Source organism: Xanthomonas pisi DSM 18956, from assembly GCF_001010415.1.
Classification (GTDB): Bacteria; Pseudomonadota; Gammaproteobacteria; order Xanthomonadales; family Xanthomonadaceae; genus Xanthomonas; species Xanthomonas pisi.
Window position 1 is genome coordinate 104,667 of sequence record NZ_JPLE01000016.1, and the last position, 13,494, is coordinate 118,160.

Annotated in this window: 13 protein-coding genes and 1 tRNA gene; 1 reads left to right on the forward strand and 13 read right to left on the reverse strand. The window is 66.0% G+C overall.

Annotated features, from left to right (window positions below):
• Positions 1-89: 89 nt before the first annotated feature.
• The gene (gene prpC / locus Y887_RS04260) at positions 90-1,244 is read right to left on the reverse strand and encodes a bifunctional 2-methylcitrate synthase/citrate synthase (protein ID WP_046963162.1); all 1,155 of its coding nucleotides are present in this window, start codon (positions 1,242-1,244) and stop codon (positions 90-92) included.
• 72 nt (positions 1,245-1,316) lie between these two features.
• A complete protein-coding gene (gene prpB / locus Y887_RS04265) occupies positions 1,317-2,213 on the reverse strand; it encodes a methylisocitrate lyase (RefSeq protein ID WP_046963163.1) in 897 nt (298 codons plus the stop codon).
• Positions 2,214-2,358: 145 nt separating this feature from the next.
• On the opposite strand from prpB, the gene prpR reads away from it, so the two are divergent.
• Complete coding sequence (gene prpR, locus Y887_RS04270) at positions 2,359-3,954, forward strand: propionate catabolism operon regulatory protein PrpR (RefSeq protein ID WP_046963164.1); 1,596 nt, start codon at positions 2,359-2,361, stop codon at positions 3,952-3,954.
• Positions 3,955-4,079: 125 nt separating this feature from the next.
• Here the strand turns inward: prpR and Y887_RS04275 are convergent, their stop codons facing one another.
• From Y887_RS04275 to Y887_RS04325, 11 genes are all read right to left on the reverse strand, one after another.
• Entirely contained in the window at positions 4,080-4,406 is a 327-nt protein-coding gene (locus Y887_RS04275) for a hypothetical protein (RefSeq protein WP_046963165.1), read from the reverse strand.
• Positions 4,407-4,810: 404 nt separating this feature from the next.
• Positions 4,811-4,885: transfer RNA gene (locus Y887_RS04280), tRNA-Val, on the reverse strand.
• A gap of 179 nt (positions 4,886-5,064) precedes the next feature.
• Positions 5,065-5,418 carry a PilZ domain-containing protein gene (locus tag Y887_RS04285; RefSeq protein WP_003483889.1) on the reverse strand — a complete coding sequence of 118 codons (354 nt, stop codon included), beginning with the start codon at positions 5,416-5,418 and terminating at the stop codon, positions 5,065-5,067.
• Positions 5,415-6,374: a DNA polymerase III subunit delta' gene (locus Y887_RS04290; protein WP_046963166.1), complete on the reverse strand. Its 960-nt coding sequence runs from the start codon at positions 6,372-6,374 to the stop codon at positions 5,415-5,417. The genes Y887_RS04285 and Y887_RS04290 overlap by 4 nt, the downstream gene beginning before the upstream one ends.
• Positions 6,371-7,444, reverse strand: coding sequence for an endolytic transglycosylase MltG (gene mltG, locus Y887_RS04295; RefSeq protein WP_046963167.1), 1,074 nt, complete (start codon positions 7,442-7,444; stop codon positions 6,371-6,373). Before mltG ends, Y887_RS04290 begins: the two co-directional genes overlap by 4 nt.
• A gap of 60 nt (positions 7,445-7,504) precedes the next feature.
• Positions 7,505-8,860 carry an aminodeoxychorismate synthase component I gene (locus Y887_RS04300; protein WP_046963168.1) on the reverse strand — a complete coding sequence of 452 codons (1,356 nt, stop codon included), beginning with the start codon at positions 8,858-8,860 and terminating at the stop codon, positions 7,505-7,507.
• 176 nt (positions 8,861-9,036) lie between these two features.
• Positions 9,037-10,272, reverse strand: coding sequence for a beta-ketoacyl-ACP synthase II (gene fabF, locus Y887_RS04305; protein ID WP_046963169.1), 1,236 nt, complete (start codon positions 10,270-10,272; stop codon positions 9,037-9,039).
• A gap of 141 nt (positions 10,273-10,413) precedes the next feature.
• A complete protein-coding gene (gene acpP, locus Y887_RS04310; RefSeq protein ID WP_002814322.1) occupies positions 10,414-10,653 on the reverse strand; it encodes an acyl carrier protein in 240 nt (79 codons plus the stop codon).
• A 156-nt stretch (positions 10,654-10,809) separates the two neighbouring features.
• Positions 10,810-11,553 (reverse strand): 3-oxoacyl-ACP reductase FabG, encoded by a 744-nt coding sequence (gene fabG / locus Y887_RS04315; RefSeq protein WP_046963170.1) that lies wholly within the window; start codon positions 11,551-11,553, stop codon positions 10,810-10,812.
• A gap of 82 nt (positions 11,554-11,635) precedes the next feature.
• A complete protein-coding gene (gene fabD, locus Y887_RS04320) occupies positions 11,636-12,580 on the reverse strand; it encodes an ACP S-malonyltransferase (RefSeq protein ID WP_046963171.1) in 945 nt (314 codons plus the stop codon).
• Positions 12,581-12,683: 103 nt separating this feature from the next.
• Entirely contained in the window at positions 12,684-13,466 is a 783-nt protein-coding gene (locus tag Y887_RS04325; RefSeq protein WP_046963172.1) for a BUD32 family EKC/KEOPS complex subunit, read from the reverse strand.
• Between the last annotated feature and the right edge of the window lie 28 nt (positions 13,467-13,494).

The following is a 13,494-nucleotide window of genomic DNA, read 5'->3' on the forward strand; positions in this document are numbered from 1 at the left end:
AGTAGCACCGCTGCGACTGCAGCGCCCTTCTCCCGCAAGCGGGAGAAGGTGCCCGAAGGGCGGATGAGGGCTCACTCCCCCACACTCTCTCAGGGACGCTGATCCAACGGCACGAATACCTGATCTTCCGGACCGGTGTAGTTGGCCGACGGGCGAATGATTTTGCCGTCCACGCGCTGCTCGATGATGTGCGCGCTCCAACCGGCGGTGCGTGCCAGGACGAACAGCGGCGTAAACATCGCCGTCGGCACGCCCATCATGTGGTAGCTCACCGCACTGAACCAATCCAGGTTCGGGAACATTTTCTTGATGTCCCACATCACCGTCTCCAGACGTTCGGCGATGTCGTACATCTTGCGGCTGCCCTGCGCATCGGACAGCTCACGCGCCACGTTCTTGATCACCTTGTTGCGCGGGTCGGACACCGTATACACCGGGTGACCGAAGCCGATCACCACTTCCTTGCGTTCCACACGCGCCTTGATGTCGGCCTCGGCCTCGTCCGGGGTGTCGTAGCGCTTCTGCACCTCGAAGGCCACTTCGTTGGCCCCGCCATGCTTGGGCCCACGCAATGCGCCGATGCCACCGGCAATGGCGCTGTACATATCGCTGCCGGTGCCGGCGATTACGCGGCATGCAAACGTGGAGGCGTTGAACTCGTGCTCGGCATACAGGATCAGGCTGGTGTGCATTGCACGCACCCACGACTCCTTCGGCGCAAACCCGTGCAGCAGATGCAGGAAATGCCCGCCGATCGAGTCGTCGTCGGTCTCCAGTTCGATGCGCTTGCCGTTGTGACTGTAGTGGTACCAGTACAGCAGCATCGAGCCCAGCGAGGCCATCAGCTTGTCGGCGATGTCGCGCGCGCCAGGATGGTTGTGGTCGTCCTTTTCCGGCTGCAGGCAGCCCAGCACCGAGACACCGGTGCGCATCACATCCATCGGATGTGCCGACGGCGGCAATTGTTCCAGCGCAGTTTTCACTGCCGCCGGCACACCGCGCAGCGAACGCAGCTTGGCCTTGTAACCGCGCAGTTCGCCGCTGTTGGGCAGCTTGCCGTGCACCAGCAGGTAGGCGATCTCTTCGAACTCGCTGGTGGTTGCCAGATCCAGGATGTCGTAACCGCGATAGTGCAGATCGTTGCCGCTGCGGCCCACGGTGCACAGCGCGGTGTTGCCTGCGGCAGTGCCGGACAGGGCAACGGATTTTTTCGGCTTGAAACCGGGGATGGTGGTGTCGTTCATGCGATGAGCTCCCAAGCGGTGGCGTGTTGCGGTGTCACTGAGGATTGACCAGGTGGACGCAGCAAGCGGCGATCATGCGCCTTTGCGCGCAAACAGTGCATCCAGGCGTTGTTCGTAGTCGTGGTAGCCGATGCGCTCGTACAGCTCTTCGCGCGTCTGCATCGTTTCCAGCACCGCTTGTTGATGGCCGTCGCGCCGGATGGCGGTGTAGACGGCCTCAGCGGCCTTGTTTGCCGCGCGAAATGCCGACAGCGGAAACAACTGGATCGCCACACCGGCAGCGGCCAGTTGGTCGCGCGTAAACAGCGGCGTCTTGCCGAACTCGGTGATGTTGGCCAGCACCGGCACGTCCACCGCATCGACAAAACGCTTGTAGGTCTCCAGGTCGTAGGCAGCCTCGGCAAAGATGCCGTCGGCGCCCGCTTCCACGCACGCGATGGCGCGCTCGATCGCCGCATCTACGCCTTCCATCTGGATGGCATCGGTCCGCGCGATCAAAAAGAACGCCGGATCGATCTTGGCATCGGCCGCCGCCTTGACCCGGTCCACCATCTCGCCCTGACTGACGATCTCCTTGCCCGGCCGATGCCCGCAGCGCTTGGCGCCGACCTGGTCTTCGATATGGCAGCCGGCCGCGCCCGCCTTGATCAGCGACTTGATGGTGCGCTCGATGTTGAACGCGCTCGGCCCGAAGCCGGTGTCCACGTCCACCAGCAGCGGCAACGCGCACACATCGGTGATGCGGCGCACATCGATCAGCACGTCTTCCAAGGTATTGATGCCCAGGTCCGGCAGTCCCAGCGAACCCGCCGCCACGCCGCCGCCCGACAGATAAATGGCCTGATATCCGGCACGCTGCGCCAGCAGCGCATGATTGGCATTGATCGCGCCGATGACCTGTAGCGGCGACTCGGCAGCCAGCGCCGCGCGGAAGCGGGTACCGGCGGAGGAAATGGGCGAGGACGTCATGGCGATTCCTGGGATGGGATGTCGGGACGGGCGCAGACACCATGCCAATCGTAAGTGCTTGATTGCATTACGGCATGTCCGGCAATCGTTGCAGATATGCAACAACTGGCGCAACATGAAACATCCATGCAACACGCCAACGTCCATGCGTAGCCCCTCCCCTGTAGATCTGGCCGACGCAGCGCCGCCGGTGATCTGGACCGTCAGCGTGTCGCGGCTGACCGGCCTGCTCGCCGATGTCATCCCCGAATTCGACCAGCGCGCACGCATCGAGCAGGTCAACCTCGGTTTTGCCGAGGCGGTGGAGGTCATCGGCCAGCGCCTGCGCCGCGAGCGCTGCGACGTCCTGGTCGCCGGCGGCTCCAATGCCGCCTATCTGCGTAGCCGGCTCGCGCTGCCACTGGCGCCGATCCAGGCCACCGGGTTCGACCTGATGGAAGCGCTGGCGCGCGCACGCCGCATCGCACCGCGCATCGGCGTGGTCACCCATGCCACCGACGTGCCCTCGTTCCGGGCCTTTCAGGACAGCTTCGACCTCGACATCGAGCACCGCCGCTTCGTCACCGCCGAAGACGCGCGCGACTGCATTGCCGACCTGCGCGCCAGCGGCATCCAGGTCATCGTCGGCACCGGCATGGCGATCGATTTCGCCGAGCAGGCCGGCCTGCCGGGCGTACTGCTGTATTCGGCAGATTCGGTTCGTCACGCGCTGGAAAACGCCATCGCACTGGGCACCGCCTCCAGCCAGGAACGCCCGGCCGCCCGCAGCAACGCACGCCGGATACGGCGCAGCGACATGCTGCTCGGCGACGACGCGGCAATGGTGCACGTCCGCGAGCTGGTGCAGTTGTACGCGCCGCACACGGGCACCGTGTTGATCAGCGGCCAGACCGGTACCGGCAAGGAGTTGGTCGCGCAACAACTGCATGCAGGCAGTCGCCGGCGTGGCCGCTTTGTCGCGATCAATTGCGGCGCCATTAGCGAATCGCTGCTGGAAGCGGAACTGTTCGGCTACAGCGATGGCGCCTTCACCGGCGCACGCCGCGGCGGCCACACCGGCCTGATCGAAGCAGCACAGGGCGGCACGCTGTTCCTCGACGAAATCGGCGAATTGCCGATGCCGCTACAGACACGGCTGTTACGCGTCCTGGAAGAACGTGAAGTGCTGCGCGTCGGTGCAACGAGGCCAATTGCCGTGGATGTGCGCGTGATCGCCGCCAGCCTCCAGGATCTGCAGTCCCTGGTCGAGCAAGGGCGTTTTCGTCGCGACTTGTTCTACCGCTTGACCGCACTACGCATCGCCCTGCCGCCGTTGCGCTATCGCTCCAACGACATCGCGCTGTTGCTGACGCATTATTTTCAGCAACTGGGCAGCATTGCATCGCCCTTGTCACCCGCCGCGCTGCAGCGGATGCAGCAACATGCATGGCCGGGCAATGTGCGCGAATTGCGCAACCTGGTCGAACGCTTATGCATTCACTGGAAGGCGCAAGCGCAGGACCATCTGAGCCTGGAACAACTCCAGCGATGGGCGCCTGAGCTGTTCGACGCATATACCGGCCCTGCACCGCAGGCCAACACCGGGCTCGCAGCATCCCGCCTGCAGCTCACCGCCACAGCGGTGCGCACGGCACTGGAGCGCGCCAACGGCAACCGCGCCCTCGCCGCCCAGACGCTCGGCGTTTCGCGCACCACCTTGTGGCGCTGGATGCAGGCACAAGCGATGGCGCCACAGCGCTGAATACTGCACCTCAGCTCGGCTTCCGCTCGAGGGAAGCCATGAGCGCTGATATCCAGCGATTGATTCACTGCTGCACACCGCTGAGCGTGTACGCGCGCGAGAATCGGCGCGCGTCGATGCAGTGATTACTTGATCCGCGTGTATTCGGTATCGCCCGTGCTCAGACGACCCGTCGCCTCGTCGATCGCATAGTTGAGCGTGCCGCTACCACTGGACACCTGCAGCACTCCCTTGGTCAGCAGCGCCGGGTAATTTCGGGTCCGGACCCCGCTGCCGAACAGCTCCGGCGTGGTATCGCGAATGATGAAGCTCTCGCCATTGTGCTCGATGCTCAGCACATTCTTCTGCGACTTCACATTCACCCACTTGCCCACGTACTGCTCGCCAACATCGCGCGCGCACCCGGCCAACAGCAACATCGCAACCAGCGCACTTCCAAGCAGCGTCTTCATCGCCACTCCATCTCGACCCGGGGCTTGCAGGATGGCAAGCCCCTGTCGAGCTCGCAAGGCATCGACCCTAGCGAAAAGTGCTTACCTACAGCGCCTTTCGAAGCGCAGCGCACGCTTCACCACAGACACCTTCCAAGAATTCATGATCGGTGCAATCGATAAAACGCAGCACCACGCCCTGCAGATCGCAGACTCTGATCGAACGCGCAAAACGCGAACATCGCCATGCCCTCAGCCAAGGTGCTCCACTGAACAGCATGCCGCTGAATTCGCGGCAGTGACTGCCGAGCATCACATCCAAGAGGACTGGCGCGCTGCCGTATCAACGCCCTCCTACGGCTACACCTACCTGGCGCCCACAAAAAAACCGGCTGTCGCCGGTTTTTCATCTGACGCTGAATATATGGTGGGCGGTACAGGGTTCGAACCTGTGACCCTTGCCGTGTGAAGGCAATGCTCTACCGCTGAGCTAACCGCCCGGTGACGCGAGCCGCACATTATAGGGCAGCTGCGACAATCGTCAACAGGTCTTTACCCAGGCATGTCGCACGCCCGCACAGCACCTCCATCCCCCTTGCTGCGCAGGCGTCTGCAGCGGGTACGGCCGCACCACCACACATCCGCCGGCCCGCCGGATCCGCTGTGGCAACAGCCTGGGTCACATCGTATGGGTGGGCTTGTCCGAGGTGGTCAGGCCAGCCAGCAGGGTTTCGATCTTGTTGCGCACCGCCTCGCCTTCCGGGCCGTCCGGAAACTGCACGCCGATGCCGGCGGCGCGGTTGCCCTGCGCGCCCGCAGGCGTGGTCCAGATCACCTTGCCGGCCACCGGCAGGCGCTCGCTGGAATCGGGCAGGGTCAGCAGCAGGAAGACTTCGTCGCCCAGCATGTAGCGCTTGGGCGTGGGCACGAAGATGCCGCCGCCTTTGACGAACGGCATGTACGCGCTGTAGAGCGCCGGCTTGTCTTTCAACGCCAGCGACAAAATGCCTTGGCGTGCATTCATTGCACTCATCGAGTTCCCCTAGAACGTGGCTGGCGCTCTCCCTCGCGCCAGGCCAGCAACAATTCCGTCACTGCCAGGTCGGCGCGGACGGTGGTGCGCAGCAGATCGCGTGTGCGATTGGCGGCGTCGAACCAGGTCGCCAGCTTGTGCAACCGCGACGGATCGGTCAAGCCGGCCGAGGCCTGCGCCAATGCCAGGTCGGCGGCATGCCGCAAACGCTGATCGGCCTGGCCGTCGTTGGTCCAGCGCTGCGCAACCTCCACCGCACCGGCGCGGCCGCTGGCGATCTGCTCCAGGTCCTGCGCCACTGCGCGACGTACCGCCAGGCCACCCTCGCGCAACCACTGTGCGGCAAGACCGGGATGGCCGCGCGCAGCCTCCAGTGCGTCCTGCGCGGCGCGCTCGCTGACGCCTTGCGCCAACAGCCAGGCCAGCGCTTCGTGCGCAGGCGGCAGCTTGAATTCCAGACGCTGGCAGCGGCTGCGGATGGTGGCAGGCAGCCGCGCCGGCTGCGCACTGATCAACCACAGGTAGCGCCCCGGCGAGGGTTCTTCCAAGGTCTTGAGCAAGGCATTGCAAGCCGCGCGATTGATCGCATCGGCCGGGTCGACGATCACCACCTGGGCGATGCCGTACTGCGGCGTCAGCGACAGCTTCTGCGAAATCTCGCGTACCTGTTCGATGACGATTTCCGTACGCAGCTTGTCGCCGGTGCGGTTGGGAATGAACGAAATCAGTTGCAGGTCCGGATGGGTGCCGGCGACGATCAATTGCCGGGTGCGCTGCGCCAGCGCCGGGTCCGGCGAGCTGGCCAGCACGTGCTCGGCCAGGGCAAGCGCGACTTCGCGCTTGCCCAGCCCTTCTGGGCCGCAGATCAGCAACCCGTGTCCAAGCCGGCCGGCATCCAGCGCCGCCACGGTCTGGTCGAAGGCGCGCTGCTGCCAGGGCGAAAATGCGGCGGTCATGGCGTGGGCTCCGGTTGCGGCATGTTCGGCTGGCGGCGACGCTGCAGATACCGCGCCACCGCGGCGTTATGTTCGGCCAATGTGGCCGAGAAGGCGTGAGCGCCGGTACCGTCGCCCACCGCCACGAAGTACAGCGCATCGCCCGCGGCCGGGCGCACCGCCGCCAGCAATGCCTCGCGGCCAGGCATGGCGATCGGCGTCGGTGTCAGGCCGGTGCGGGTATAGGTGTTGTAGGGCGTATCGGTGGTCAGGTCGCGACGGCGGATATTGCCGTCGTAACTGCTGCCGATGCCGTAGATCACGGTGGGGTCGGTTTGCAGCTTCATGCCCATCTGCAGACGACGCAGGAACACCCCGGCGATCAACGGCCGCTCGCTGCCCAGCGCGGTTTCCTTTTCGATGATGGAGGCCAGGATCAGCGCCTGCTCCGGCGAGGTCAGCGGCAGGTTGGGCGCACGCTGCTCCCAGGCCTGCGCCAGCGCCTTGTCCATTGCCGCGTGCGCGCGCTTGAGCACATCCAGATCGCTGTCGCCGCGTTGATACAGATAAGTCTCCGGCAGGAAGCGGCCTTCCGGATGCTGGTTGGCAACCCCCAGCCGCGCCATCAACGCGGCGTCATCCAGCGTGCCCAGGGTCTGCTGCAACGGCGTGGCGGTGGCCAGTGCGGCACGCAGCTGACGGAAATTCCAGCCTTCCACGATGGTGAAGCGGTACTGGATCACCCGCCCCTGGCGCATGCGGCCGAGCAATTCGCGCGGCGACAGGGCCGGCGCCAGTGCGTATTCGCCCACCTTGAGTTTGCCGGCCGCATCGACCTGACGCGCCAGCAGCTGCCATTCCAGATCGGTGCCCTGCGCGATGCCGGCCTCGCGCAATTTGCGCAAGGTGGCCTTGAGCGAATCGCCGGGCGCAATCACCACGCTGGGCGCGGTGGCGCTCAGCGGCGTCTGCGCGAAGTGCAGGTAATGCCGCCATGCCACCAGCGCGGCAATCGCCAGTAACGCTGCGAGCAGCAATGCCGTGCCCAGCACGGCCAGACATCCGCGTTTGCCAGTCACCGCCACACCCACCTCGTCATTGCTCCATCGCCGCGCAGGATACCGCGCACCAGTGATGTCCCGTTGAAGCGCTCATGTCTGCTCGATCGCGCGCAGCACGCCACGCGCCTTGGCGCGGGTTTCGTCCAGCTCGCGTTGCGGGTCCGAGTCCACGACGATGCCGGCCCCGGTGCGGAAGCAGACCTGGTTGCCGGCCACCTCGGCGGTGCGGATCAGGATGTTCAGGTCCATGTCGCCATCGCGATTGAGCCAGCCGAACGCGCCGGTGTAGGCGCCCCGCGCGGTCTGCTCCAGCTCGGCGATGATCTGCATGCAGCGCACCTTCGGGCAACCGGTGATGGTGCCGCCCGGGAACACCGCCGCAATCGCCTCGCCCGGGGTGACGCCGGCACGCAGGCGACCGCGTACGTTGCTGACGATGTGGTGCACATGCGCATAGCTTTCCACCGCCATCAGCTCGTCCACCTCGACCGTGCCCGGCGCGCAGATCCGGCCCAGGTCGTTGCGTTCCAGGTCGATCAGCATGACGTGCTCGGCGCGTTCTTTCGGGTGGCCGACCAGCTCGCGGATGCGCGCCGCGTCGTCGTCGCCGGCAAAGCGCGCCCGCGTGCCGGCGATCGGGCGGGTCTGCACCACATCGCCATGCACCGACACCAGCCGCTCGGGCGAGGAACTCACCACCGCGCGACCGGCCGCCTCGAACACGCCGGCGAACGGCGCCGGGTTGGCCGAACGCAACCGGGCGTGCAGCGCCGCCGGATCCACCGCAGCGGCAAACCGCGCATTCCAGGCGCGCGAGATATTGGCCTGAAAGACATCGCCGGCATGCAGGTAATCGAGCACCCGCCGCACCGCATCGGTAAAGCGCTCGGGTGCGTCCTCCTCCACCGCCACCGGCCCGACCCAGGCCGGCAACGGCGGCAGCGCGGCGCAAGCGGCGATGTCCTCGACGATACGGGCCAGCAGATCGTCGCGACCCGGTTCGGCCAGCGCGATGCAGCGTCCTTCCACGCGGTCACGCAATACCGCTGCCGGCGCACGCAGGGCCAGCGCGCTCGGCAGGCGGTCGGCGCGCACAGGCAGTTGCAGGATGGGTTCGACCTGCGTGGCCAGTTCGTAATCCAGCAACACCGCCCACCCGCCACGAAACGGCCATGCGCCGCTCGGATCGCGCGGCACCCGTTCGGCGTGCCAGGCGGCATCCAGCGCATCCAAGAAATTGCCGTCGATCACCCGCCCATCGCCATCGCGCGTGCGCCCGTCCGGATCCAGCCGCAGGCTGGCGCCGTCTGCAAGCAACAGTACGTCCCAGCGCCCGTGCTCGGTGCCGGAGGCGGTGGATTCCAGCAGCGCCGGATAGCGCTGCGGCGCCAGCCGGTGCAGCGCCAGCAAGTCGATGTCCGCGTGCAGTGATCGGGTGAGCGTCATCGGTCCGGGGTAGCGTGGGATACGAAAGCGCGCCGCCCTTGAGAAAGGCAGCGCGCGCAATGACTTGATCAGGAATCGGTCGAGCCGACACCATCGGCTGGCCGCACGCACGCAGTGCATGCGGGCGGACAGGGACTGTTGCATGACGCGCCGTGCGACAGCGCAGACGCGCCGACTCAGACGCGCTTGAACACCAGCGTGCCGTTGGTGCCGCCGAAGCCGAAGCCGTTGGACATCACCGCATCCACCTGGACCTCGCGCGCCACGTTCGGCACGTAATCCAGGTCGCAACCTTCACTGGCTTCTTCCAGGTTGATCGTCGGCGGGATGATGCCGGTGTGCAGCGCCATCACCGAGAAGATCGCTTCCACACCGCCGGCAGCACCGAGCAGATGGCCGGTCATCGACTTGGTCGAGCTGACCATGGTCTTGTAGGCGTGGTCGCCCAGCGCGCGCTTCATTGCCATCGTCTCGGCCAGATCGCCCAGCGGCGTGGAGGTGCCGTGTGCGTTGAGGTAGCCGATCTGTTCGGGGTTGAGCTTGGCATCGCGCATGGCCGCGACCATGCTGCGCGCCGCGCCTTCGCCGTCTTCGCTGGGGGCGGTCATGTGGAACGCATCGGAGCTGGCGCCGAAGCCGACCAGCTCGGCATAGATGCGCGCGCCACGCGCCTTGGCGTGTTCGTACTCTTCCAGCACCAGCACGCCGGCGCCGTCGCCCAGCACGAAGCCGTCGCGCTGCTTGTCCCACGGACGCGAGGCAGCGGTGGGGTCGTCGTTACGGGTGGACATCGCCTTCATTGCGCAGAAGCCGCCGACCGAGCTCGGCGAGGAACCGCGCTCTGCGCCACCGGCCAGCATCACGTCGGCATCGCCGTACTGGATCATGCGCATCGCCGTGCCAATCGAGTGATTGGACGTGGCGCACGCGGAGACTGCGGAGAACGTCGGGCCCTTCAGGCCTTTGATCAGGCTGACCTGGCCAGGCAGCATGTTGATGATGGTGCTGGGCACATAGAACGGCGAAATCTTGCGCGCGCCGCCCTCGTGGAATTTGATGGTCTGCTCTTCGATGCCGAGCAGCCCGCCGATGCCGGAGCCAAGAATGGCGCCAATGCGTTCGGCATTGCTTTCGTCGATCACCAGCCCGGAATCGTCCAGCGCCATGAACGAGGCGCCGACACCGTAGTGGATGAACGAATCCATCTTCTTGACGTCCTTGGCGGACACAAAAAGCGCGGGATCGAAATTCTTGATTTCGCCGGCGATCTTGGTGGTGAACTGCGAGGCATCGATCTGCGTGATCGGGCCAATGCCTGAGCGCCCGTGGATGATCCCATCCCAGCTGCTGGCCAGATCATTGCCCAGCGGCGACACCATGCCCATGCCGGTAACGACAACACGACGACTCATTGCAGATCTCCTCACCACGGAACGGACGGTGCTTGCGGTTTGCGGGTGACGCTTGAAAAACACAGGGCCGCATCAGCGGCCCCATGGAATGTCTGACGCAGCAGCGGCGCAATGCACGCCACCGCAGTCAGGAACAACGCATCAGCTCTTGACGTGAGCCTTGACGTAGTCGATCGCCTGCTGAACCGAGGTGATCTTCTCGGCCTCTTCGTCCGGGATCTCGCACTCGAACTCTTCTTCCAGCGCCATCACCAGCTCGACGGTGTCCAGCGAGTCGGCACCCAGGTCATCGACGAACGATGCGCTGGTGGTGACTTCCTCTTCCTTGACGCCGAGTTGTTCGACGACGATTTTCTTGACGCGTTCTTCGATGGTGCTCATTGGGGATATCGCTCCAGCTGGAGTAGTGGTGGTACGAAAAAAACGCCATCGCCGCTGCGATGGCCGCGTTGGATAGTGTAGTGGAAGCGCCCGAGCCTTGCATTGCATCACAAGTCCCGGCCGATCAGCCACTTAGCGCCTCCCGGCGCCGCACGCTCACGGCATGTACATGCCGCCGTTGACGTGCAGGGTCTCGCCAGTGATATAGCGGGCGGTCGGCCCGGCCAGGAAGGCCACCGCATTGGCGATGTCCTCCGGCGCGCCCAGATGACCGAGCGCGATCTGCTGCAGCAAGGCGGCCTTGGCCTCCTCCGGCAACGCCTTGGTCATGTCGGTGTCGATGAAACCGGGCGCCACCACATTCACGGTGACGCCGCGCGAGCCGATTTCCTTGGCCAGCGACTTGGAGAACGCGATGATGCCGGCCTTGGCGGCGGCGTAGTTGGTCTGGCCCGGATTACCGGTGACCCCGACCACCGAGGCGATATTGACGATGCGGCCCTTGCGCGCCTTCATCATGCCGCGCATCACCGCCTTGGAAGTACGGAACACGCTGGTCAGATTAGTGTCGATGATGGCCTGCCAGTCGTCGTCCTTCATCCGCATCAACAGGTTGTCGCGGGTGATGCCGGCGTTGTTGACCAGGATCGAGATCGCACCGAACTGCTTGCCGATCGCATCGATCAGGCCATCGACCGCCGCCGCATCGGTGACGTTGAGTTCGCGACCGTGGCCGCCGTGGGCCGCCAACCGCTCGCCGATCGCCGTGGCACCGGCGGCCGAGGTGGCGGTGCCGATGACAGTGGCGCCCTGGGCGGCCAAGGTGTCGGCAATGGCCGCGCCGATACCGCGACTGGCGCCGGTGACGAGGGCGACTTCGCCCTGCAAAGGCTTGCTCATGACTACTGTTCCTCGAAGGGGGACGCTGCGATCACCGCCGCGAGCGTCGAGGGGTGCCGATACCACCGGCACGTGCGTCGAATCAGTGCGCCCACGCGTCGAGCGCGCCGGCGTAATCGGCTGGCGTGGCCAGCGGGCGGGCGTCCAGGCTCTTGTCGATGCGCTTGATCAGCCCGCTCAACACCTTGCCCGGGCCGCATTCGGCAATCCTGGTGATGCCCTGCGCCGCCAGCGCCTGCACGCAGCCAGTCCACTGCACCGGCAGGTACAACTGCTCGACCAGGGCCTGGCGAATCGCCGCGCTGCCGTCGTGCACGCGCGCATCGACGTTCTGTACCACCGGAATCTGCGGCGTCTGCCAGCTCAACCCGGCCATCGCTTCGCCGAGCTGATTGGCGGCATCGCGCATCAACGGCGTGTGCGACGGCACGCTCACCGCCAGCTTGACCGCCTTGCGCACGCCGCGCTCGGCCAGCAGTGCCAGCGCGCGATCCACCGCCGCCGCATCGCCGCCGATCACGATCTGACCGGGCGAATTGAAGTTGGCCGGCACCACCACCTGGCTGCCTGCCGCCTCGGCGCAGACGTCCAGCACCAGGGCGTCTTCGGCGCCCAGCACCGCAGCCATCGCACCGATACCGGCCGGGGCGGCGGCCTGCATGAACTGCCCGCGCAGGCGCACCAGGTGCGCGCCGTCATGCAGCGACAGGGCACCAGAGGCCACCAGCGCGGTGTATTCGCCCAGGCTGTGCCCGGCCAGCAAGGCCGGACGCGCGCCGCGCTGCGCAGTCCACAGCCGCCACACCGCCACGCCCGCCGCCAGCAGCGCCGGCTGGGTGTACTCGGTACGGTTGAGCATCTCTTCCGGGCCACCCTGGGACAGCGCCCAGAGGTCGACACCGGCGCCTTCGGAGGCTTCGGCGAACGTGTCGCGAACCTGCGGATGCAGTTCGGACAGTTCGGCCAGCATGCCTAAGGACTGCGAGCCCTGGCCGGGAAAGACGAAGGCGAGAGTGGATTCGGTCACGCGCGGCTGCCTGCAAAAATCGAGCCGGGATGATACGTGCGAAATCGCCCTGGCGTCTGTACTGCCGCGTATGCAAGGCCGCGCCAGCGCGCGCGTTCGCCAGCTACAACAAGGCGTTGAGCAGGTCGATGTCCCCGTCGGCGAGCCAGTCCACGCACACCACCAGCACCAGCACGACGCCGAACGAGGTCGCTGCATGGATGGCCAGGATGGCGCGCGCCAGCGCCGCGGCAGAACGCCCCAGCCGGCCGGTGAGCTGCGCAACCCGCTGCAATCGCCCGGTCACCACATGCGCATGCGCCGCCACGGCCGGGCCGGCCGCATCGAAGGCGCCGGTCATCAACCCCTGCAGCACCTCACGGCGGCCGCGGTAGTACTTGGCCACGCCGTAGCCGAACACCAGCCAGTCGCGCGCCTGCGCCTGCGCCAGGTCCATCACTTCCAGCGGATCCTCTTCGAAATCGATGAAGCCGACCGCCTGCCCGTCGTAGGTCATGTTGCGCGGAAGCGGCTGGCCGAAATACGCACCTTCGCGGTGGGCATCGGCGATGGCGGTCACTGCCAACGCGATCAGACGATCGCGCTCGGGCGCATCGGCCTCGCGCAGGCAACTGGCGAAGGAACGGCCATTGTCGCTGAGCACCAATGCCGCCTGCCCGCAACCGACCACGCGCGGCACATTGACCGCCTGCGCCTGCAGTTCGCCGAGGCGGCGCGCTTCCAGGTCGCGCGCGGCATCGCCGCCACGGTGCGGCGGCGGACGCAGGGCATCCAGGCCCCAGCGGCGGGCGACGAAGTTGAGGGCGCCGAGCGAGACCGCCCGGTTGCCGCGGCGATACTGCTTCAACCAGACGCGCTGGCCGGCGATGACGATGGGTTCTGCCATGACGGGTCCGTCCCTGATGCTGTCAGGC